Origin of the sequence: Streptomyces sp. NBC_00461, from assembly GCF_036013935.1 — a bacterium.
Taxonomy (GTDB): domain Bacteria; phylum Actinomycetota; class Actinomycetes; order Streptomycetales; family Streptomycetaceae; genus Streptomyces.
On record NZ_CP107902.1, the window covers coordinates 5,602,907 to 5,624,820 of the forward strand.

The 21,914-nt window shown below is 72.3% G+C and carries 20 protein-coding genes; 14 read left to right on the forward strand and 6 right to left on the reverse strand.

What is annotated here, in order from left to right; genetic code table 11:
* Positions 1-658: 658 nt before the first annotated feature.
* Positions 659-2,470 carry a phosphatidylglycerol lysyltransferase domain-containing protein gene (locus OG870_RS26245; RefSeq protein ID WP_266844689.1) on the reverse strand — a complete coding sequence of 604 codons (1,812 nt, stop codon included), beginning with the start codon at positions 2,468-2,470 and terminating at the stop codon, positions 659-661.
* 224 nt (positions 2,471-2,694) lie between these two features.
* On the opposite strand from OG870_RS26245, the gene OG870_RS26250 reads away from it, so the two are divergent.
* Both OG870_RS26250 and OG870_RS26255 read left to right on the forward strand, forming a co-directional pair.
* Positions 2,695-3,822: an alpha/beta hydrolase gene (locus OG870_RS26250; RefSeq protein WP_266518976.1), complete on the forward strand. Its 1,128-nt coding sequence runs from the start codon at positions 2,695-2,697 to the stop codon at positions 3,820-3,822.
* 135 nt (positions 3,823-3,957) lie between these two features.
* On the forward strand, positions 3,958-5,502 hold the full coding sequence (locus tag OG870_RS26255; RefSeq protein ID WP_266518978.1) for a hypothetical protein: 1,545 nt from the start codon (positions 3,958-3,960) through the stop codon (positions 5,500-5,502).
* Positions 5,503-5,505: 3 nt separating this feature from the next.
* Here the strand turns inward: OG870_RS26255 and OG870_RS26260 are convergent, their stop codons facing one another.
* Both OG870_RS26260 and OG870_RS26265 read right to left on the reverse strand, forming a co-directional pair.
* The gene (locus OG870_RS26260; protein WP_266589063.1) at positions 5,506-6,843 is read right to left on the reverse strand and encodes a PH domain-containing protein; all 1,338 of its coding nucleotides are present in this window, start codon (positions 6,841-6,843) and stop codon (positions 5,506-5,508) included.
* The gene (locus OG870_RS26265) at positions 6,840-7,352 is read right to left on the reverse strand and encodes a PH domain-containing protein (protein ID WP_266518982.1); all 513 of its coding nucleotides are present in this window, start codon (positions 7,350-7,352) and stop codon (positions 6,840-6,842) included. Before OG870_RS26265 ends, OG870_RS26260 begins: the two co-directional genes overlap by 4 nt.
* 31 nt (positions 7,353-7,383) lie before the next feature.
* Between OG870_RS26265 and OG870_RS26270 the strand changes: the two genes are divergently transcribed.
* Positions 7,384-8,535 carry an NADH-quinone oxidoreductase subunit D gene (locus tag OG870_RS26270; RefSeq protein WP_266518985.1) on the forward strand — a complete coding sequence of 384 codons (1,152 nt, stop codon included), beginning with the start codon at positions 7,384-7,386 and terminating at the stop codon, positions 8,533-8,535.
* Positions 8,536-8,610: 75 nt separating this feature from the next.
* Here the strand turns inward: OG870_RS26270 and OG870_RS26275 are convergent, their stop codons facing one another.
* Complete coding sequence (locus OG870_RS26275) at positions 8,611-9,675, reverse strand: SAM-dependent methyltransferase (protein WP_266589065.1); 1,065 nt, start codon at positions 9,673-9,675, stop codon at positions 8,611-8,613.
* Positions 9,676-9,793: 118 nt separating this feature from the next.
* Between OG870_RS26275 and OG870_RS26280 the strand changes: the two genes are divergently transcribed.
* The 3 genes from OG870_RS26280 to OG870_RS26290 all read left to right on the forward strand — a co-directional run bounded on the left by OG870_RS26280 (position 9,794) and on the right by OG870_RS26290 (position 12,424).
* Positions 9,794-10,996: a sensor histidine kinase gene (locus OG870_RS26280; RefSeq protein ID WP_266589067.1), complete on the forward strand. Its 1,203-nt coding sequence runs from the start codon at positions 9,794-9,796 to the stop codon at positions 10,994-10,996.
* Positions 10,997-11,070: 74 nt separating this feature from the next.
* Positions 11,071-11,742, forward strand: a complete 672-nt coding sequence (locus tag OG870_RS26285) for a response regulator (RefSeq protein WP_266844681.1) — start codon at positions 11,071-11,073, stop codon at positions 11,740-11,742.
* 49 nt (positions 11,743-11,791) lie between these two features.
* Entirely contained in the window at positions 11,792-12,424 is a 633-nt protein-coding gene (locus tag OG870_RS26290) for an AAA family ATPase (RefSeq protein WP_327691544.1), read from the forward strand.
* 36 nt (positions 12,425-12,460) lie between these two features.
* On the opposite strand, the gene OG870_RS26295 is transcribed toward OG870_RS26290, so the two are convergent.
* Positions 12,461-13,564 carry a DUF5937 family protein gene (locus OG870_RS26295; protein WP_266518995.1) on the reverse strand — a complete coding sequence of 368 codons (1,104 nt, stop codon included), beginning with the start codon at positions 13,562-13,564 and terminating at the stop codon, positions 12,461-12,463.
* 155 nt (positions 13,565-13,719) lie between these two features.
* Between OG870_RS26295 and OG870_RS26300 the strand changes: the two genes are divergently transcribed.
* Positions 13,720-13,935: a hypothetical protein gene (locus OG870_RS26300; protein WP_266518997.1), complete on the forward strand. Its 216-nt coding sequence runs from the start codon at positions 13,720-13,722 to the stop codon at positions 13,933-13,935.
* On the opposite strand, the gene OG870_RS26305 is transcribed toward OG870_RS26300, so the two are convergent.
* Positions 13,925-15,145 (reverse strand): threonine aldolase family protein, encoded by a 1,221-nt coding sequence (locus OG870_RS26305; protein ID WP_266844676.1) that lies wholly within the window; start codon positions 15,143-15,145, stop codon positions 13,925-13,927. The genes OG870_RS26300 and OG870_RS26305 overlap by 11 nt on opposite strands.
* Before the next feature lie 185 nt (positions 15,146-15,330).
* On the opposite strand from OG870_RS26305, the gene OG870_RS26310 reads away from it, so the two are divergent.
* From OG870_RS26310 to OG870_RS26340, 7 genes are all read left to right on the forward strand, one after another.
* Positions 15,331-16,287 (forward strand): Rossmann-like and DUF2520 domain-containing protein, encoded by a 957-nt coding sequence (locus tag OG870_RS26310; RefSeq protein WP_266589073.1) that lies wholly within the window; start codon positions 15,331-15,333, stop codon positions 16,285-16,287.
* A complete protein-coding gene (panC, locus tag OG870_RS26315; protein ID WP_266519003.1) occupies positions 16,284-17,285 on the forward strand; it encodes a pantoate--beta-alanine ligase in 1,002 nt (333 codons plus the stop codon). Before OG870_RS26310 ends, panC begins: the two co-directional genes overlap by 4 nt.
* Entirely contained in the window at positions 17,282-19,012 is a 1,731-nt protein-coding gene (locus OG870_RS26320; protein ID WP_327691546.1) for an L-aspartate oxidase, read from the forward strand. The genes panC and OG870_RS26320 overlap by 4 nt, the downstream gene beginning before the upstream one ends.
* Positions 19,013-19,017: 5 nt before the next feature.
* Positions 19,018-20,013: a carboxylating nicotinate-nucleotide diphosphorylase gene (gene nadC / locus OG870_RS26325; protein WP_266844672.1), complete on the forward strand. Its 996-nt coding sequence runs from the start codon at positions 19,018-19,020 to the stop codon at positions 20,011-20,013.
* A gap of 9 nt (positions 20,014-20,022) precedes the next feature.
* Positions 20,023-20,820, forward strand: coding sequence for a type III pantothenate kinase (locus tag OG870_RS26330; protein WP_266519009.1), 798 nt, complete (start codon positions 20,023-20,025; stop codon positions 20,818-20,820).
* Positions 20,821-20,949: 129 nt separating this feature from the next.
* A complete protein-coding gene (locus OG870_RS26335; RefSeq protein WP_266592430.1) occupies positions 20,950-21,609 on the forward strand; it encodes a hypothetical protein in 660 nt (219 codons plus the stop codon).
* 72 nt (positions 21,610-21,681) lie between these two features.
* Positions 21,682-21,861 (forward strand): hypothetical protein, encoded by a 180-nt coding sequence (locus OG870_RS26340; RefSeq protein ID WP_266519011.1) that lies wholly within the window; start codon positions 21,682-21,684, stop codon positions 21,859-21,861.
* Positions 21,862-21,914: the final 53 nt, after the last annotated feature.

The following is a 21,914-nucleotide window of genomic DNA, read 5'->3' on the forward strand; positions in this document are numbered from 1 at the left end:
GTGGAGCTCCCCCGCCGCGGCCGGAGGGGAAGCGCGCCGGGCTCCGGGGGAAGCTGATCGCTTCCGGCGGGAGCGGGAGGCCGCCGGGCCGGAGTGGAAGCTGATCGCTTCCGGCGGGAGCGGGAGGCCGCCGGGCCGGAGTGGAAGCTGATCGCTTCCGGCGGGAGCGGGAGGCCGCCGGGCCGGAGTGGAAGCTGATCGCTTCCGGCGGGAGCGGGAGGCCGCCGGGCCGGAGTGGAAGCTGACCGCTTCCGGTCGGAGCGGAAGCGCACCGGGCCGCGGTGGAAGCTGACTGCCACGGTCGGAGTGGAAGCCCACCCTGCCGCGGCGGGAGGGGAAGCGCGCCGGGCTCCGGGGGAAGCTGACCGCTTCCGGCGGGAGCGGGAGGCCGCCGGGCCGGAGTGGAAGCTGATCGCTTTCGGTCGGAGCGGAAGCGCACCGGGTTCCGGGGGAAGCTGACCGCTTCCGGTCGGTCGGAAGCGCACCGGGCCGCGGTGGAAGCTGACTGCCACGGTCGGAGTGGAAGCCCACCGCTACCGGCCGGAGCGGAAGATCAGCGCCACGGCCCGAGCGGAAGCCCCCGTGCCCGAGGGGGCGAGGCTTCCGCTCCGGCCGGCCTGTCACGGTCGGTCGGGCCGCCGGTTGTCCGGTCGCCCGCTCACGCCGCGCGTACGTCCCGCTCCGCGACCGCGTGGGTGCACGCGCGCGGGGCGGCCGTGCGGCGGCGCAGGAAGCGCGGCAGCGGGAGGGCGAGGGTGACGAAGCCCTCCGCCTGCATGGCGGCGAAGCCGATGCGCGGCAGGTCGGCCGACGCGCGGTAGACGACGAAGCGCGGTTCCCAGCGGGGCTGGAACTTCGCGTTGAACTTGTACAGGGACTCGATCTGGAACCAGCGGGAGAGGAACACCAGCAGCCCGCGCCAGGCGCGCAGCACCGGGCCCGCGCCGATCTTCTCGCCACGCGCGAGTGCCGCGCGGAACATGGCGAAGTTGAGCGACACGCGCGTGATGGCGAGTTTCGGCGCCGCCTGGAGGGCCGCGACGATGAGGAGTTCGTTCATACCGGGGTCGGCCGAACGGTCGCGGCGCATCAGGTCCAGGGACACGCCGTCCTCGCCCCACGGGACGAAGTGCAGGATCGCCTTCAGGTCGCCGTACGCACCCGGCTGGTCGTCCGCCTTGTGCGCGGTGGCGATCAGGCAGTCGCCGTCGGAGCCGTCGCCGATGCGGCCGAGGGCCATCGAGAAGCCGCGCTCCGTGTCGGTGCCGCGCCAGTCCTCGGCGGCCTGCCGGATCCGCTCCAGCTCGGCCTCGCCGACGTCACGGACACGTCGTACCCGGGTTTCGTAACCGGCGCGCTCGATGCGCTTGACCATTTGCCGCACGTTGCGCATCGCGCGGCCGGCGAGGGAGAAATCCCCGACGTCCACCACCGCCTCGTCGCCCAGTTCGAGGGCGTCGAGACCGGTCTCACGGGTCCACACCTCGCCGCCCGTCTCCGAGCAGCCCATGACGGCCGGCGTCCAGGAGTGGGCCCTGGCCTCGTCCATGAAGCGCTCGATGGCACCCGGCCAGGCCTCCACGTCGCCGATGGGGTCACCGCTGGCGAGCATCACCCCGGACACGACCCGGTACGTCACCGCAGCCTTGCCACTGGGCGAGAAGACGACCGCCTTGTCGCGGCGCAGCGCGAAGTGGCCGAGGGAGTCGCGGCGGCCGTGCTTCACCAGCAGGGCGCGCAGGCGCTCCTCGTCGTCCTCGGTCAGACGCGCGGCCGGGTGTTCGGGCCGGAACGCGAGGTAGATCGTCGTCACGGCGGTGATCAGGCCGAGGGCGCCCAGTGAGAAGGCGACCGTCCAGGAGGTGTTGCCCTGGTAGTCGACCGGGCCCTCGAAGCCGAACAGGCCGTACAGGACGTGCGTAATGCGATCGGCCAGGCTCGGGTCGCCGACCATCCGGTTCGGGTGGACGCTGACGATGATCAGTCCGAGCACGAGGGAACCGGCGCCCATGAGGACGAAGTTGGCGAGCGCACGCCAGCGGCTGCGCGGATCGGGCAGCGCCGCGAACTGGTCGCGGTGGCGCAGCAGCGGCGCGAGCAGCAGCAGCGAGATGACCACTCCGATCATGGAGTGGCGATATGTGAACTGCCCCACAGCACCCGCCGGCAGCAGCGCCACCGCGGCGCGCCAGGCCCGCCGCTTGCACCGCCTGAGGCCGTGCGCGAGCAGCAGCAGCAGGATCCCCGCGCTGAGCGACAGCGCGGCCGCGAACGGGCCGAACGAGCCGGGCAGCACCTCGGCGAGGCTGTGCATACGGCTGTGCCTGAAGCGCGGGAACACGCCCGCGGCGATGTCCAGAACGCCTACGAGTGCGCAGGCTCTGGCGACGAGGACGGGGACCGCCTCGGGGCGCGGACCACGGAATACGCGCCGCGCGCTGTGTGTTCGGGAGGGAACCCCACCCGACATTTCCTCATCTGTCCTGACAGACATCGCATCCCGTAGTTCCGCGAGAGATCTTGGGTCCGGTCCCGATTCGGGCATCCGGCGACATTGCGCCCTCTAGGACGGTGTCTTGAGGGGAGAGGTTCCAGCCTCTCCTCAAAGCCGGTCCAAAGGCCAAGGAAAGTCCCGGACAAGCCCTTGCGAAGGAGCGGGGGAGCCGGATGGAAACCGCAGGCAGGAAGCAGGTCATGGGTCTTACGAGCAACAAAGTGCTGTGGCTGGCAGTCGCGTTCGCCGTGTTGTTGTTCGCGGGGACGGTGTGGCTGTGGCCGCGTCTGGCGCGGCGGAACTGGCGAGCCGTCAGCGGGCGCGTCGGTCTGCTGCTCGGCACCCAGCTGGCCCTGTTCGCGTCGGTGGGCCTCGCCGCCAACCAGGCCTTCGGGTTCTACGCCAGCTGGGCGGACCTGTTCGGGCAGGAGAAGGACCAGGGCGTGGTCGTGAACCACACGGGGCTCGGCGGCTCGGGCGGCCCGCTCGAAGTGGTCGACACGGCACGCGTGAGTGGAGTGGGCGGTTCCCGGCCACAGATCGGCGGTCAGGTCCAGAAGGTCGACATCGTCGGCCGTACGACGAAAATCGCCACTCCCGCGTATGTGTACCTGCCGCCGGAGTACTTTCAGCCGCAGTACCGCACGCGTACGTTTCCCGCGGCCGTGGTTCTGACGGGATATCCGGGAACCGCCCAGGCGCTCGTGGACAAACTGCACTACCCGCGCACCGCCCAGGAGCTCGCGAAGAGCGGCCGTATGCAGCCGATGATCCTTGTGATGCTGCGGCCGACGGTGGCGCCACCCCGGGACACGGAATGCGTGGACATCCCGGGCGGTCCGCAGACGGAGACGTTCTTCGCGAAGGATCTGCCCGATGCCGTACTCGCGCACTACCGGGTGGGCAGGAAACCGGGCAGCTGGGGCATCATCGGCGACTCCACGGGCGGCTACTGCGCCCTCAAGCTCGCCATGCACCACCCCGGGTCGTACGCGGCCGGGGCGGGCCTGTCGCCGTACTACAAGGCGCCGACCGACCCCACCACGGGCGACCTCTTCCGCGGCGACAAGGCGCTGCGCAATCGCGCCGACCTGTGGTGGTGCATCAAGCATCTGCCGGCGCCCGACACTTCACTGCTCGTCACCAGCAGCAGGATCGGGGAATCCAACTACAAGTCGACTCTGAAGTTCATAGAGCGTGTGCAGGCCACCAAGCTGACAAGGATCTCGTCCATCATCCTCGAAAGCGGCGGGCACAACTTCAACACCTGGCGGCGGGAGATTCCGGCGACGCTGCAGTGGATCAGTGGGCGGCTGAGCGACCGGTGACGGGGGTTACGGCCGATGATGATCTTGCTGAATTCGGTGAGGGCCAATTCCTGATGCGCCGTGAACGTTTCGGGATGGCTGCGTTTTTACGGGGCGGGGCACCAAGGCTCGCCTACTCGCGGTAAGTTTCTGGCCATGCCACGTGGACGTCACCGCCATTCCCCGCCCTTGCACAGGCTGCTGCCACCGTCGGCGATCGCAGGCGTCTCCTTCGTCTGCGCCTTCGGCCCCTGGGTGTTCACACAGCACGCCGTGCTCCGCGTCATCGCCGCGCTCGCCGCGGCGACGGCGGTCGTGGGCGCGGCCGTCATGCGCCGCTGGGACACCCAGGCCGGCAAACAGGTCGCCGACCTTACGCGCGCGCGTGCGAGCGACGAGTGGCGGCACGAGGAGCGGGTCGCCGAACTGGAGACCGACCTCGAGGAGTCGCGCGAGCTGCGCGCCAAGCTGGAGCAGCGGCTGCGGTCCAAGCGCACGGAGCTGGCGGGGCTGCGCAACGAACACGCGGCGCTGCTGCGGCGGTACGCCACCGCGGAGACCGAGCGCGCGAGCGCCCTGGAGGGCCGCCGTCTGCTCGAGATAGAAGCCGGGGTGCCTCAGGCACGCGCGCTGCCGCCCGTGCCGGTGGACGAGGCCCTCGCGGAGGCGGAACTCGCGGAGGAGACCGAGGCTGTGGCTGCCTCGGTCGACACCGACACCGACACCGACACCGACGCCGGCACCATCGAGGCCGCGGGCGACTCGGACGGCACGAAGCAGGCCGACGAGACGCCGGCGGATCCCGCGGTCTTCTCTCCCCAGGGTTCCCAGCTGTTCCTGCGGGCGAAGGCGGCACTCAAGCGGTTCGACGAGGACGGTGAAGGTTCCCCGGAGGGCGGCTCCGCGGCGGACGCCCCGGCCACTGACAACTCCCTGGACGGCGCCTCCCTGGAGGAAGCTTTCCCCGAGGGAGTTGCTTCGGACGACGTTGCTCTGGAGGACGAGTCGCCGGCGAACGATCCGTCGGGGGACGCGCTGTCGGAGTCCGAGCTGTCGCAGGACGGCTTCCCGAAGAGCCAGGACGCCGCGAAGGACGACTCCTCGCCCGACGACGACGGTTCCCCGAAGGGCGACGGTCCCACCAAGGGCCACGCCTCCCGTAAGCGCGAGCCGGTACGGGCGAAGGCCGGTTCCGCCGCCACCGAGGCGGCCACGGCGACCGGGACGGCGCCCGGCGCCACCGGTGCCGCCGCCGACGCAGGCACGGAGGCCGCGACGCAGGAGGACGAGGCGCAGGGGCAGCCCGAGGCGGTCGACGGGCATGAGCGCGCGGCCGCCACCACTTCGGCCAGGCACGCCCCCTCCGGTGGGCCCGTGCGCCGGCCCGCCGGTCACTTCGTCGAGCCGACCGCGGTGGCCGTCGTGCCGGCCGCGCCCGTGCGACGCCCGGCGGTCGAGGGCGGGTTCGACTTCTTCGGTACGAAGGCGGAGCAGACCGGGGACGCCCTGGAGGCCGTGCAGAACGAGGACCTCGCCGATGTGGTCGGCCAGGAGGCGCTCGCCCTGCACAAGGCCGAGGCCGAGTCGGAGTTCAGGCCGGCCGACGAGAAGGCGCGCGCGGTGGGCCAGGTGATCGACCTGACGGCCCACGACGAGACCGAGCAGATCGACCTGCAGGGACTGCGCAGCGCGGCTTCCTGACGTCTACGACGCCATCCAGCGGTCGGGGCGCGCGTCCCTGCGTCCCGTCCGTGACCTCTCGGCCTGCGCCCGCAGCAACTCCGCCGCCTCCTGAGCGCCCCGCAGCCGAGCTGTCACGGACTTGTTGGCCCCCGTGTCCACATGCACGTCGGCAAGCCGCCACAGTCGCCGCCAGGGGCCCTGAGTGAGTCGTACGCTCTGCACCTTCGCGTGCGGGACGAGCGCCAGGCTCCGTCGCAGGAGTCCGTGCCGGGTGGCGAACACCGTGTCGGTGACGGCGAGTCCGTACCCCCGCCACCACACCGGTACGCAGCGTCCGGCCCGGCGAGGGGGCCGTGACAGCTCCTCCGCCGACGGCACGGTCACACCGGGCAGCACGCGCGCGACGACCGACTCGGCGACCGCCCGCGGAGCGACCGGCACCAGCACGGAGTTGGACGATCCGGCCACATCCAGCTCCACCCGCACCCATCCGCGCCGCCGCCACAGCAGCGGCTCCACGATCCGCACGGTCTGCACCCGGCCGGGCGGCACCGTCTCGTGCGTACGGTCGAGCAGCCCGTGGTCGATGCGCAGCCCGTCCGGCGACTCGCCCACCGTCCAGTCGTACTCGCCGACGAACCGCCCCACGCTGCTCGCGCCCGCCGTGCCCAGCAGCGGCAGGGCCGTCGCGAGGACGGTCCACACGCTGTGGGTGGCCAGCCACAGAACGGGCGGTACGACGAGGGCGGCGACCAGGGAGCCCCAGGTGGCGCCCGTCAGTACGACGGAGATCGCGAGGTCGAACGGGGGAGTGCGCAGCAGCTCGCGCGCGGGCGCCTCGCCGACCTCGTGCGCCGTCTCGGGTGCGAAACCGGCCGCCCGGGCGAGGAGTTCCGCGCGCAGCGCACGCGCCTCGCGCTCTCCCAGGAAAGCGAGTTCGTCCTTCTTGTCGGCGCCTATGACGTCGAGCTTCAGCTTGGCGACGCCCGCCACGCGCGCGAGGAGCGGCTGGGTGACGTCGACCGCCTGGATGCGTTCCAGCCGGATGTGCGCGGTGCGCCGGAACAACAGGCCGGTACGGATGCGCAGTTCGCCGTCGGTCACCGCGAAGTGCGTGAACCACCAGGTGAGGAAACCGTAGAGGGCGGCGGCCGGGACGAGAACGGCGAGCGCGATCAGCAGGGTGGTGGTCGTCAGTCGCGTCAGCTGGTGCTGCGCCTGGTCGGGGTCGTGCACCGCCCACCCGATGACGACGGCCACCGGCGCCCACGCCCGCCTCAGGGGCGTCACGGGGTGCAGCCGCCGTTCGGTGACGGGTTCCTTCGCGCGTACGGCGTCGTCGACGCCCGGCGCGGTCACAGGCCCGCCGATCGGGCCTCGCCGAGTTCGCTGAGCCGGTCGCGCAGCCGTTCCGCCTCGGCCGGGTCGAGGCCCGGGATGGTCGCGTCGGTCGCGGCGGCCGCCGTGTGCAGCTGCACGCTGGCCAGCCCGAAGTGCCGCTCGACGGGCCCGGAGGTCACCTCGACGAGCTGCATCCTCCCGTACGGCACGACGGTCTCCTCGCGCCACAGCACGCCCCGGCTGATCAGCAGGTCGTCGGCGCGCTCGGCGTACCGCCACGAGCGCCAGTTGCGGCCGAGCAGCACCCAGCCCCTGGCGATCAGTGCGAGCGGCAGCAGCGCGAAGGCGGCCCAGACGGGTCCCGCGAGCAGTCCGAGCAGCAGCCCCAGGGCGAGGGCCAGCAGCCCCAGCCACACCACCAGCAGCAGCCGGCGCATCCGCAGCAGTCCGGGCGGCAGCCCGATCCACTCCGGCTGTATCGATTCGTCCCCCGTCGTCCCCGTGTTCAGCGGGCTCCCCGTCTCCATGACGCCAGACTACGTAGGAGAGACTGTGTGCATGACTCCCACGACGGAGACCACGGTCGGGATCGGCGGCGCCGCGGAGAGCACCGACATGGTGCTCAACATCGGACCGCAGCATCCGTCCACGCACGGCGTACTGCGGCTGCGACTGGTGCTGGACGGCGAGCGCATCATGCACGCGGAGCCGGTGATCGGGTACATGCACCGCGGCGCCGAGAAGCTCTTCGAGGCGCGCGACTACCGCCAGATCATCATGCTCGCCAACCGCCACGACTGGCTGTCGGCCTTCTCGAACGAGCTGGGTGTGGTCCTCGCCGTGGAGCGCATGCTCGGCATGGAGGTCCCCACGCGCGCGGTGTGGACGCGCACGCTGCTGGCGGAGCTCAACCGGGTGCTCAACCACCTGATGTTCCTGGGCTCGTACCCGCTGGAACTCGGCGGCATCACGCCGGTCTTCTACGCGTTCCGGGAGCGTGAGGTCCTCCAGAACGTCATGGAGGAGGTCTCCGGCGGCCGTATGCACTACATGTTCAACCGCGTCGGGGGCCTGAAGGAGGACCTGCCGGCGGGCTGGGCCGCCCGTGCTCGTGGCGCCGTCGCCGCCGTGCGCTCGCGCATGGACGTCTACGACGACCTGGTGCTCGGCAACGAGATCTTCCGGGGGCGCACCCGGGGCGTCGGCGCGCTCGCGCCGGAGGCCGTGCACGCGTACGGCGTGAGCGGCCCGATCGCGCGCGCCTCGGGCGTCGACTTCGACCTGCGGCGCGACGAGCCGTACCTCGCGTACGGCGAGCTGCAGGACACCCTGAAGGTCGTCACGCGGCAGGAGGGCGACTGTCTCGCCCGCTTCGAGGTGCTCCTGGAGCAGACCCACGTCGCCCTCGACCTCGCCGACGCCTGTCTCGACCGGCTCGCCGACCTGCCGCCCGGACCGATCAACCAGCGGCTCCCCAAGGTCCTGAAGGCGCCCGAGGGCCACACGTACGCGTGGACCGAGAACCCGCTCGGCATCAACGGCTACTACCTCGTCAGCAAGGGCGAGAAGACCCCGTACCGGCTGAAGCTGCGCTCGGCCTCGTACAACAACATCCAGGCGCTCGTGGAACTGCTGCCGGGGACGCTGGTCGCGGACATGGTGGCGATCCTGGGATCGCTGTTCTTCGTGGTCGGGGACATCGACAAGTAGCGGACAAGTAGCGGACAAGTAACGGGCAAGCAGTGGGCAAGCAGCGGGCAAGTAGGTGTAGCCGAGCGGTGGCCGTCAGGCCCGCTCAGCGAGCCCCGGCCGTTGTGGGTGGCCGAGTGGACGGTCCAGTGGGTCCGGAATTCGGTCCGGAATTCCAACCGGCTGGAGAAGCCACCCGAAGTCGCCCAGCCCGCCCGTCGCGGTGAGCTCGGCTGCCTCGCCGGCGCTCGCGAGGGCGCGTACGTAGGCCAAGGGGTCGGTGGAGGCGAGCGTGAGCGGGGGGCGTGCGCCGGAGAGGCCCAGGGCGCGCAGCGCGTCACCTTGCGGGAGCAGGCGTGCCCCGGGGAGCGCGCATGCGTCCAGCGCCACGTGCGCCGTGATGTCGCACGAGCCGTCCGGCACGGGGTCCGTCCCGCGCCCCGCGCGAAAGCCGGTGAGCGTCCCGAACGGGGGGCGCGCGTCCAGGGTGTGCGTGTAGTCGACGGCGACCGCGAGTCCCCGGTCGACCGAGGAGACCGCGGCCGCCCAGGCCTCGTCCCTGGGGAGACCGATCTCGGCCCGCAGCCCCTTGTCGGCCGGCAGCGGCCACCACCGGGCGAGCCACTCCGCCTCCGCCCCCGTAGCCGTATCCGTGCCGTCGACGCGATCCCCGAGCCGCTCGGTCCCGTCCTCTCGTACGAGCACCCACCGCGGCACACCCTCGGAGTCCACTTCGACGACGTCCACCGGGACGTTGTCCAGCCACTCGTTGGCGAACAGCAGCCCCGTGACTCCCCGCGGCGGTTCGGTGAGCCACTCGATCCGGTCGTCGAGGCCCTGAGGGCGGTCGGCGATCTCGACGGCGTACGCACGCGTGCGTGCCGCCACCTCCGCGGGCAGCGCGGCCAGCACGCCGCCGGCCAGTTCGCCCCGTCCCGCGGCCATGTCGACGAAGGCGAGCGAGGCGGGCCGGTCCAGGGCCGTGTCCACCCGGCACAACAGCCGGGCCACGGCCTCGGCGAAGAGCGGCGACGCGTGCACGGACGTACGGAAGTGCCCGGCCGGGCCCTCGGGCCTGCGATAGAAGCCGTCCGGCCCGTACAAGGCGGCCTCGGCCGCCGCCCGCCAGCCCTGCCACCGGCCCGATGTCTCTCCCGTCACAGGCCCAGGCTAGGCGCTCAGGAGAATGGGGCCTCCACCTTGGGGAGTAGGCGCACCGGGTGCGGATCGGTCCTCCGGTTGACCCATGCACGCATCACGCTTCCCTACGCTGGGTTACGTGCAGCGCCTCTATGACTTCCTCCGCAGCCACCCGACAGGGGTCGACAGCTTCTGGGCCGTCTTCCTGTTCGGGATCTCGCTGGTGGGCGAGGTCGCCCGCCGGGAGGCCCGGGGCACGGACTCCCCGGCCGTGATCGTTCCGATCGTGCTCCTGCTCTGCCTGGTGATCGCGCTGCGCCGCCGCATGCCGGAGAAGATGCTGCTGCTGACGATCGGGCTCGGCCTGGCGCAGGTGGCACTGGACGTCGAGACGACGGCCGCGGACTTCGCGATGCTGGTGATCGTCTACACGGTGGCCGCGACGGGAGCCCGCTGGGCCTCGTGGCTCGCGCTCGCCGTGGGCCTGTGCGCGGCCCCCACGGCTCAACTGCGCTGGCCGAACGAGCACTCCAGCGGCCTGGGCAACCTCGCGACCATGGTCTTCATGACCGTGCCCTTCGCGCTCGCCTGGGTGCTCGGCGACTCGATCCGCACCCGGCGCGCCTACTTCGCGCAGCTGGAGGAGCGCGCCGCCCGGCTGGAGAAGGAGCGCGAGGCGCAGGCCAAGGTCGCGGTCGCGGCCGAACGCGCCCGCATCGCGCGCGAGTTGCACGACGTGGTCGCGCACAACGTGTCGGTGATGGTGGTGCAGGCGGACGGCGCCGCCTACGTTCTGGACGCCGCCCCCGACCAGGCGAAGAAGGCCCTGGAGACCATCTCCTCCACCGGCCGCCAGGCCCTCGCCGAGATGCGCCGCCTGCTGGGCGTGCTGCGCACCGGCGAGCACAAGGAGGTCGGCGAGTACGTCCCGCAGCCGGACGTCGAGCAGATCGACGACCTGGTCGAGCAGTGCCGCACCTCCGGTCTGCCCGTCGACTTCAAGGTCGAGGGCACCCCGCGCCCGCTGCCCAGCGGCGTCGAGCTCACCGCGTACCGCATCGTGCAGGAGGCGCTCACCAACACGCGCAAGCACGGCGGGCCCAACACGGGCGCGAGCGTGCGCCTGGTCTACTTCGACGACGGTCTCGGCCTGCTCGTCGAGGACGACGGCAAGGGCGCCCCGCACGAGCTGTACGAGGAGGGCGGCGCCGACGGGCAGGGCCACGGCCTGATCGGCATGCGCGAACGGGTCGGTATGGTCGGCGGCACCCTGGATGCCGGCCCGCGCCCCGGCGGCGGATTCCGCATCAGTGCGCTGCTGCCGCTGAAACCCGCACACTGACGTTACGTACGTCCCGTGTTGACACCTGTAACGACCCTGCCCCGCACAGTCGGAAGAGAACGGAAGAGGCCCCGATGGCGATCCGCGTGATGCTCGTCGACGACCAGGTGCTGCTGCGCACCGGGTTCCGGATGGTGCTCGCCGCCCAGCCGGACATGGAGGTCGTCGCGGAGGCGGGGGACGGCGTCGAGGCCCTTCAGGTGCTGCGCTCGACGGCCGTCGACGTCGTCCTGATGGACGTGCGCATGCCGAAGCTGGACGGCGTGGAGACCACCCGGCGCATCTGCTTGGAACCCGAGCCGCCGAAGGTGCTGATCCTGACCACCTTCGACCTCGACGAGTACGCCTTCTCGGGACTGAAGGCGGGCGCCTCCGGCTTCATGCTCAAGGACGTGCCGCCGGGCGAGCTCCTCGCCGCCATCCGTGCCGTACACAGCGGGGACGCGGTGGTGGCGCCCTCGACCACGCGCCGGCTCCTCGACCGGTTCGCGCCGATGCTGCCGAGCGCCGGCCAGGAGCCCCGCCACAAGGAGCTGGAGCGGCTCACCGAGCGCGAGCGCGAGGTCATGATCCTGGTCGCGCAGGGCCTGTCGAACGGCGAGATCGCGGCCCGGCTCGTGCTGTCCGAGGCGACGGTGAAGACCCATGTCGGCCGCATCCTCACCAAGCTGGGGCTGCGCGACCGGGTGCAGGTGGTGGTCCTGGCGTACGAGACCGGGCTGGTGCGCGCGGGCGGGCACGGCTGATCCGCGGGGACGTCGCTCCCGCGTAACCGCCGCCCACTAGGGTCTGCGCATGCTCCTGTGGATCAACGGCCCCTTCGGGGGCGGCAAGACACAGACCGCGCACGAGATCCAGCGGCGGCTGCCCGGCAGCGTCGTCTGCGACCCCGAGCACGCCGGATTCGGTCTGCGCCGGATGCTGCCGCCCGAACTGCGCGGCAACTTCCAGGACCTGGCCTCCTGGCGGCAGGGTGTCGTCGAGGTGCTCGACCTCGCCCTGACCCGGCACAACGGGGTCGTGATCGCACCCATGACGGTCACGGACTCCGGCTACTTCGGGGAGACCGTGGGCAGGCTGCACGAACTCGGCCACGACGTACGCCACTTCACCCTCCTCGCGCAGCGCGACACCGTCCTCAGGCGGCTGCGCGAGCGCGGCTTCGGGCACCTCCTTCAGTACGTCGGCGGGAAGAACTCCGGCCTGGGCAGGGAGACCTGGGCCGTGCAGCAGCTCGACCACTGCCTGGAACGGCTGCAGGAGCCGGAGTTCGCCGAGCACCTGTGGACGGACCACACGACCGTCCCGAAGACGGCGGACCGCATCGCCGTGCTCGCGGGGCTGCGTCTGCGGCCGAACAACGAGGGCGCACTGCGGACGCGGCTCCGGCAGGTGCGCGTGGGGATCAGGCACATCCGCTTCGACTGACGGGCTTTTCGAGGGGAGTGCTCCGGCGGACCTGCTCTAGCGGAGGATCCCTTCCAGGAAGTCGCTGCCCAGCCGGGCCACTACCGTGACGTCCAGCTGGTGCAGGACGTACCGTCCGCGGCGGCGGGTGGTGATCAGGCCCGCCTTCTTCAGGACGCCGAGATGACGGGATATCTCCGGGGGCGTCATCTCGTGCACCTGCGCCAGCTCGCTCGTGGTGTAGGAGCTACGGGCCAGATGGCGGCAGATCCGCATCCGGGTCGGGTGGGACAGGGCGGTCATCCGCAGGGCCAGCTGCTCCACCGACGGTGGGGCCGCGAGCTCCGGGGAACCGACCGGGTAGTGCAGCACCGGCTGCCAGCCGGTCCGGTACAGGACCGACAGGTGCGGCCAGCCCAGGCTGGTCGGAATGAGGAGGAGGCCGCCGTCCTCCGTGCCCGTACGGCCCACGCCCAGCTTGTCGACCGTGATCTGCCCGGCGGCCTCGTCGAGCGTCACCGCCGGGGACACCGCGCCCAGCGCCTCGGCCAGCCCCTTGTGGCGCAGCAGGTCGGTCTTGTGACGGGCGTCCGCCCCGAGCTGGTGGCGCAGCCGGGACCAGGCCTCCGCGAAGAACGCCTCGTCGCAGTCCTGCAGGAACTGCCTCAGCCATGCGCGGATGCGGGGCGGGTCGTTCAGCAGCCGCTCGGTGAAGCCCATCTGCTGCGGCCCGCGCGCCGCGGCCAGCTCAAGGGCGAGGCGGCGCAGCCCGGCGTCGGCGAGCGGGCCGGGGCCCGCGCCGTAGGGCATCGCGCACGTGAACTCCAGTGCGGCGTCCACGAACTGGTCGTCCGTCAGCTTGTCGAGCAGGTCCAGCTCCTCCGCGAGCGTGGCCCCGGGGAGAGCCGAACGGCCAGGGATGCCCGCGTACGGCAGGAAGAGGTCCGAGAACGTCGTCCGCCACAGGAAGTCGGCCTCGCACATCCGGTCGGCCAGATGTGAGTCCAGCCGGGCCGTCACGCTCGTCACCCAGCCCTGGAGGCCCGGGTGGTGCCCCGGCTCGGAGAGCGCGTGCAGCGCCATACCCAGCTCACCCAGGGGTGAGGGCACGACGGCGATCCTCTCCGGCCGCAGCCCCGCGATGTCGATGCGCACGCTCATGACCTCATGGTGCACCTCGCCACTGACAACGCCGACCTCGATTGACGGCGCGCGTCAATCGACGCGACTTCACGGGCGTACCGGCGCAGCCTGGGACGACCGGGGCAGCCGCGGAGCCTACGGATCCCAGTCACGTCCCGAGAAGGCGATCGGTCATGAGCATCACGCAGCAGTACCTCCTCGACACCTACCGTGCCCGGCAGCTCGGCGAGCCCGTCCCGCCCGCGCCCGGGTCCCATGACCGGCAGGTCGTGCTGGAGTGGCGCGAGCACCGGCAGTTCCGCGCGGTCGTCGCCGGGCGTTCGGCCCACGGACGGATACGGGCGGCGCTGGGCCGGTGGCTGCGTCCGCGGCGGCGTTCTACCGGCTGACCGCCCCCGTCGCGCCTCCTCCTCCCGCCTTGTCGGCCTCCTCGGTGAGGCGGGACACGAATTCCGCGACCGCCGCCTTCACGTCGTCGGACGTCCACTCCAGGGCCGCGGCGCGGACGTTCACCTCGGTGAGGGCGATTCCCGGGCCCTTCTCGTCCCAGGCGTCGGCGAACAGGAGCGTCTTCGTCTCCTCGCCCTGCCGGATCGCGGCCTCCGAGAGGACGTCCACGTCGTACGGGAGCCAGACCTGGAACTCGTTGGTGTGCGGCACCTCGGGGTGGACGCGCGTCCACGGGACGCCCGCCGCCGCGAACCCCTCGCGCAGCGCGTCGGCCACCACGCGCGCGTGGGCGACGTACTCGGGCAGCCGGGGCAGCTCCCGCTCCAGGCCGACGAGGGCCGACAGGGCCGTCGGGAACTGCTGGAAGATCTGTCCCCCGTACCGGTGCCGCCAGACCTTCGCCTCGTCGATCAGCGTCTTCGGGCCGGCGAGCACGGCACCGCCGTAGCCGCCCAGGGACTTGTAGAACGACACGTACACGCTGTCCGCCAGGCCCGCGATCTCGTCCAGGGGGCGGCCGAAGTGGACGGTGGACTCCCATAGGCGCGCGCCGTCGAAGTGCACCATCGCGTCGCGGTCGTGCGCCGCCTCCACGACCTCGGTGAGATCCTCCCAGGAGGGCAGCACGAAACCGGCGTCCCTGAGCGGCAGTTCGAGCATCAGCGTGCCGTAGGGCTCCTCGAAGTCGCGTACCTCGTCCGCGGTGGGGAGCCGTGGCTCGCTCGTCACGCGGACCGGGCGCAGGCCGCTGACCTGGCTGAGCGCGTTCCGCTCGTGCACCTCGGGGTGGGCCAGTGCGTGCAGGGCGACCGTGGGGTTGCCGGTGCGGGCCGCCCAGCAGCGCAGCGCCACCTGTTGGGCCATCGTGCCCGTCGGGAAGAACGCGGCGGCCTCCGTACCGAGCAGCCCGGCGACCTTCGTCTCCAAGGCCTCGACCACGCCGTTGCCGTAGATGTCCGACAACTCGTCGAGGTCGTACAGGTCGTCAAGCCCGTCGAGGAGCGTCAGGCGCTCCCGGAGCGTGTTCAGGAAGCCGGGGCGCCCGAACACGCGCTCCGCGTTGCGGTGCGCGCCGATACGCCTCTCCCGCCGCTGCTTGAGTCGCTCTTCCTCGGACATCTGCTCGACCTGCTCCGACGCATCACTCATGGCCCGGATCATGCCTGGCGCCGGTTCGTGCGGGCACCCGGATTTCCACAGGTTCTCCCCTCCGTCGCCGACGTGTGGAAACCCACAGCCTGTGGACAACCGGACGCCGCTCGAACCGATCGCGTTAACATGACGAGAAATCGTCCGGTACCCGGAGCGGACTGGAACGGGAAGGCCGCCGTCGCGTGACTACAAGCCAACAGCCAGACCCCAGGGACCGTCCCGCACGGCTCACCGTCGGCGTGGTCGGCGCCGGCCGGGTCGGCCCCGCACTCGCCGCCTCCCTCCAACTCGCCGGGCACCGCCCGGTCGCCGTCTCCGGGGTCTCCGACGCCTCCCGCAAGCGTGCCGCGCAGATGCTCCCCGACGTGCCGCTCGTGGCGCCCGCCGAGGTCCTGAAGCGCGCCGACCTGGTCCTGCTGACCGTCCCGGACGACACACTGCCGGGGCTGGTCGAGGGCCTCGCGGAGACCGGGGCCGTCCGGCCGGGACAGCTGCTCGTGCACACCTCCGGGCGCTACGGCGCGAAGGTCCTGGACCCCGCACTGCGCGCGGGCGCGCTCCCGCTGGCCCTGCATCCCGCGATGACCTTCACGGGCACGCCCGTGGACGTCCAGCGCCTGGCGGGCTGCTCGTTCGGCGTCACCGCCCGCGAGGAACTGCGGCTGGCCGCCGAGGCCCTGGTCATCGAGATGGGCGGCGAACCGGAGTGGATCGCCGAGGAGATGCGCCCGCTGTACCACGCTGCGCTCGCGCTGGGCGCGAACCACCTGGTGACACTGGTCGCCCAGTCCATGGAGCTGCTGCGCGAGGCCGGCGTCGCGGCCCCCGACCGGATGCTCGGCCCGCTGCTCGGCGCCGCCCTCGACAACGCCCTGCGCTCCGGCGACGCGGCCCTGACCGGCCCCGTCGCGCGCGGGGACGCCGGCACGGTCGCCGCACACGTCGCCGAGCTGCGCAGGCACGCCCCGCAGACCGTCGCCGGCTACCTGGCGATGGCGCGGGCCACCGCCGACCGGGCGCTCGCCCACGGGCTGCTGAAGCCGGAGCTCGCCGAGGACCTCCTCGGGGTGCTCGCCGACGGGACCGGCGGGACGGGCGGGACCGGCGGGACCGACGGGAGCGAGGGAGACGCCCGATGACCACCACCCTGCTGAGCACCGCCGACGAACTGCACGCACGCACGCGTACCGGCCGCCGCGCCGTGGTGATGACCATGGGCGCCCTGCACGAGGGCCACGCCACCCTCGTCCGCACCGCGCGCGAGATCGCAGGGAGCGACGGCGAGGTCGTCGTCACCGTCTTCGTGAACCCTCTCCAGTTCGGCGCGGGCGAGGACCTCGACCGCTATCCGCGCACCCTGGACGCCGACGTCAAGCTGGCCGAACTGTCCGGTGCGGACGTCGTGTTCGCCCCTTCCGTGGACGAGGTCTACCCGGGCGGCGAGCCCCAGGTCCGCATCAGCGCGGGTCCGATGGGAGAGCGGCTGGAGGGCACCTCCCGCCCCGGCCACTTCGACGGCATGCTCACCGTCGTCGCCAAGTTGCTGCACCTCACCCGCCCCGACGTCGCCCTGTTCGGCCAGAAGGACGCCCAGCAGCTCGCCCTGATCCGCCGCATGGTGCGGGACCTGAACTTCGGCATCGAGATCGTCGGCGTACCCACCGTGCGCGAGGACGACGGCCTCGCCCTTTCCAGCCGCAACCGCTACCTCTCGCCGGAGCAGCGGCGCACCGCGCTCAGCCTGTCCCGCGCGCTGTTCGCGGGCAGCGACCGGCACGCCGCCCAGGAGGCGCTGCGCGCCCGAGCGCGCGAAGTGCCCGCCACGCACGCGCGTGCCGAGGCGCTCAGCGCCATAGGCGAGTCCCGCGCGGCCGCCGACGCGCACGCCGTCGCCAAGGCGCTCCCGGGCGCCCCGTCGGCCGTCCGCGCGGCCGCCCGGCTGGTCCTCGACGACGCCGCGCGGCTCTCTCCGCCGCTCGAACTGGACTACCTGGCCCTCGTCGACCCGTCCGACTTCACCGAGATCGACGACGACTTCACCGGCGAGGCCGTCCTCGCCATCGCCGCCCGGGTCGGGACGACCCGGCTGATCGACAACATCCCACTCGTTTTCGGAACCTTCGGAGCCGCCTCGTGACCAGCACAGGCATACGACTGCACGCGCCCGCGCCCGGGTGGTCCATCGCCGCCGACGTCGTGGTCGTCGGATCGGGCGTCGCCGGACTCACCGCGGCCCTGCGCTGCGAGGCAGCCGGTCTGCGCACCGTCGTCGTCACCAAGGCCCGCCTCGACGACGGCTCCACCCGCTGGGCCCAGGGCGGCATCGCCGCGGCCCTCGGCAAGGGCGACACCCCGCAACAGCACCAGGACGACACCCTGGTGGCCGGTGCGGGCCTGTGCGACGAGGAGGCCGTACGGATCCTCGTCACTGAGGGCCCGGACGCCGTGCGGCGGCTCATCGCCACCGGCGCGCACTTCGACGAGTCCGAAGAGGGCGACCTGCAGCTCGGCCGCGAGGGCGGCCACCACCGCAGGCGCATCGCGCACGCCGGCGGCGACGCGACCGGCGCGGAGATCTCCCGGGCACTGGTCGAGGCGGCACGCGCGCGTGGTGTGCGCACGATCGAGAACGCGCTCGTGCTGGACCTCCTGACGGACGCCGACGGCCGCACGGCCGGCGTGAGCCTGCACGTCATGGGCGAGGGCCAGCACGACGGGGTGGGCGCCGTGCACGCCCCCGCGGTGGTCCTCGCGACCGGTGGCATGGGCCAGGTGTACTCCGCGACCACCAACCCCTCGGTGTCCACCGGCGACGGAGTGGCGCTCGCCCTGCGCGCGGGCGCGGAGGTCTCCGACCTGGAGTTCGTGCAGTTCCACCCGACCGTGCTGTTCCTCGGTCCGGACGCGGAGGGCCAGCAGCCCCTGATCTCCGAGGCCGTACGCGGCGAAGGCGCCCACCTGGTCGACGCCGACGGCGTGCGCTTCATGGTCGGGCAGCACGAGCTGGCCGAGCTGGCTCCCCGGGACATCGTCGCCAAGGGCATCATGCGCCGTATGCAGGAGCGGGACGCCGAGCACATGTTCCTCGACGCCCGGCACTTCGGCGCCGACATGTGGGAGCACCGCTTCCCGACGATCCTCGCCGCGTGCCGCGCCCACGGCATCGACCCGGTCACCGAGCCCATCCCGATCGCCCCGGCCGCCCACTACGCCTCCGGCGGCGTCCGCGCCGACTCCCGGGGCCGTACGACCGTCCCGGGCCTGTACGCCTGCGGAGAGGTCGCCTGCACCGGCGTGCACGGGGCGAACCGGCTCGCCTCCAACTCCCTCCTTGAGGGCCTCGTCTACGCCGAGCGCATCGCCGCCGACATCACGGCGACGCACGCGGACAACGGCCTCCACGCGCGCGTGCCCGCACCGGTCGAGCTCCCCGAGGTGCCCGCGCACCCGCTGCTCGCCCCCGAGGACCGGTTCGCGATCCAGCGCATCATGTCCGACGGCGCGGGCGTCCTGCGCTCCGCCGACTCCCTCGCCAAGGCCGCAGGACAGCTCCAGCAGCTGCACACCGAAGCCCGTGACGCCCTGGCCGAGAACGGCAAGACGTCCGAGCCGGGCGTCGACACCTGGGAGGCCACCAACCTCCTGTGCGTGGCCCGCGTCCTGGTCGCCGCCGCCCGGCTGCGCGAGGAGACGCGCGGCTGCCACTGGCGCGAGGACCGTGCCGAGCGCGACGACGCGGCATGGCGCCGCCACATCGTCGTACGGCTGAATCCGGACCGCACACTCGCCGTACGCACCACCGATACCGCAGACTTCCCCCCGACCCGGCAGCCCCAGCCTGCGCACCGTCCCCAGGAGCAGTGACAGAAGTGAGCACCCCCGACCTCCCCCTCGCGCCGAACGGCGGCTGCGGCGACGGCTGCGCCTGTGGCGCCGACAGTGCCGACAGTGCCGACAGTGCGGCGGAATATCTGGAGTGCGGGCTCGACCCCGCGCTCGCGCAGCTGCTGGCCGACGCCGGACTCGACCCCGTGGAGGTCGAGGACATCGCCAACGTCGCCATCCAGGAGGACCTCGACCACGGCCTGGACGTGACGACCGTCGCGACCATCCCCGAAGAGGCCGTCGCCACCGCCGACTTCACCGCGCGCGAGGCGGGCGTCGTGGCGGGCCTCAGGGTCGCCGAAGCGGTGATCTCGGTGGTCTGCACGGACGAGTTCGAGGTCGAGCGGCACGTGGAGGACGGCGACCGGGTGGAGGCCGGGCAGAAGCTCCTGTCGGTCACCACGCGCACGCGTGACCTGCTCACCGCCGAGCGCAGCGCGCTCAACCTCCTGTGCCGGCTGTCCGGCATCGCGACCGCCACACGCGCGTGGGCCGACGCCCTGGAAAGCACGAAGACGAAGGTCCGCGACACCCGCAAGACGACTCCGGGGCTCAGGTCGCTGGAGAAGTTCGCCGTACGGTGCGGCGGCGGCGTCAACCACCGCATGTCGCTCTCGGACGCGGCACTGGTCAAGGACAACCACGTCGTCGCCGCGGGCGGCGTCGCACCGGCCTTCAAGGCCGTACGGGAGGCCTTCCCGGAGGTGCCGATCGAGGTCGAGGTCGACACCCTGCACCAGCTGCGCGAGGTCGTCGACGCCGGCGCCGACCTGATCCTGCTGGACAACTTCACGCCCGGCGAGTGCGAGGAGGCGGTGGCCCTGGTGCACGGCCGCGCCGCCCTGGAGGCGTCGGGCCGGCTCACCCTGGCCAACGCGCGGACGTACGCCGACACCGGCGTGGACTACCTCGCCGTAGGCGCCCTGACCCACTCCTCGCCGATCCTCGACATCGGTCTCGACCTGCGAGCGGCGGAGTAGGTACCGGCCATGCTGCTGACGATCGACGTAGGGAACACGCACACCGTCCTGGGCCTGTTCGACGGGGACGACATCGTCGAGCACTGGCGCATCTCCACGGACGCGCGCCGCACGGCGGACGAGCTGGCGGTGCTGCTGCAGGGCCTGATGGGCATGCACCCGCTGCTCGGCGACGAACTCGGTGACGGCATCGACGGGATCGCGATCTGCGCCACCGTGCCGTCCGTGCTGCACGAGCTGCGTGAGGTGACGCGCCGGTACTACGGCGACGTGCCCGCGGTGCTGGTGGAACCGGGCGTGAAGACGGGCGTGCCGATCCTCACCGACAACCCCAAGGAGGTCGGCGCCGACCGCATCATCAACGCGGTGGCGGCGGTCGAGCTGTACGGGGGGCCGGCGATCGTCGTGGACTTCGGTACGGCGACGACGTTCGACGCGGTCTCCGCACGCGGGGAGTACGTCGGCGGGGTCATCGCACCGGGCATCGAGATCTCCGTCGAAGCCCTGGGCGTGCGCGGTGCGCAGCTGCGGAAGATCGAGGTGGCGCGGCCGCGGAGCGTGATCGGGAAGAACACCGTCGAGGCGATGCAGTCCGGCATCATCTACGGGTTCGCCGGGCAGGTCGACGGGGTCGTGGGCCGCATGGCGCGGGAACTGGCCGCCGATCCGGACGAGGTGACGGTGATCGCGACCGGCGGACTGGCGCCGATGGTCCTCGGGGAGTCGTCGGTGATCGACGAGCACGAGCCCTGGCTGACCCTGGTCGGGCTGCGGCTCGTGTACGAGCGGAACGTGTCGCGCATGTGAGAGCGGCCCCGTGGCGCAACCGGGTGGCTCGGTCGCGCCACACCCGCCCCCCTGGTTGAAATATGTCGAATTTGTCCGATTAGCGCGTATCGTCGCCGCATGCCCACGCCACACGGATCCCGCGGCGGCATGGCGTTCGGCGCGGAGGAGCTGCGTGTGCTCCGCCGCGCCCTCGCCCTCGCCCTCCAGCCCGGCCCCACTCCCGCCGGGGACGTCCAGGACTGCCTCCGCCTGGCCGAGTCCCTCGACGAGGCGATGCGTGAGGGTGCCCGACTGCGCGCCTTCCTGGTGGCCGACCTCGCGCGCTACCGCGCCGCCCTGCCCGGCACCACCGCCGGCTATCTCGTACTCCTGGAGGAGGCGCTGGCGGCCGGGTACCGCCCGGAACCCGACGACCTCGCCGCCCTGCGCGCCCTGCGCGGCAACCCGGCCGCCTCCGTCCTCCTCGGCCGCTGCCGGATGCTCGCGGAGCAGGACCTGCGCGCCCGTCTCGCGCGCGGAACGACCCGCACGGCCGTCCCGACCGTCCCCGCCGCCCGCAGCGGCCTCACGGCCCTTCCCGGCGGCCTGAGCGGCATCGTGGCGGACACTGCCGAGGGCGCGGAGCGGGATCCCGCCAGGAAGCCGGAGAAGAGGCCCGCCCAGAAGCCCGCCTCTCCCAAGCCGGCCCCCGCCCCGGCCGCCCCGAAACCGGGCCGTCCCATCCCGACCCCGGGCGAGGTCTTCCCCCGCCGCAAACCGGCCCCGCCGTCCGGCTCCAACCCGCCCCGTCACCTCGCCGCGGGCTGAGACGCCCGAACCGCCCGGAACCTCACCAACCCCGCCCCGTCCGCCCCCGCGGTCCGTGGCTACCCTGGACGCATGGACTACGTCTCCGCGCTTGTGCCCCCGATCGTCATGGCCGTGTTCTTCATCGGCGTGATCCGGGTGATCGTGAAGACCCAGGGCGGGGCCAACAAGGCCAAGGAGGACGCGGCCGTCGACGCCGTCCTCGCGCGCACCGAGGGGGCCCGGACGGGCTCCCCGAAGACCGACGGCTGACCCCTCCCGCGGCGCCCCCCGGCGTACGACTCCCGCGCGTGCTCGCGCTTTCC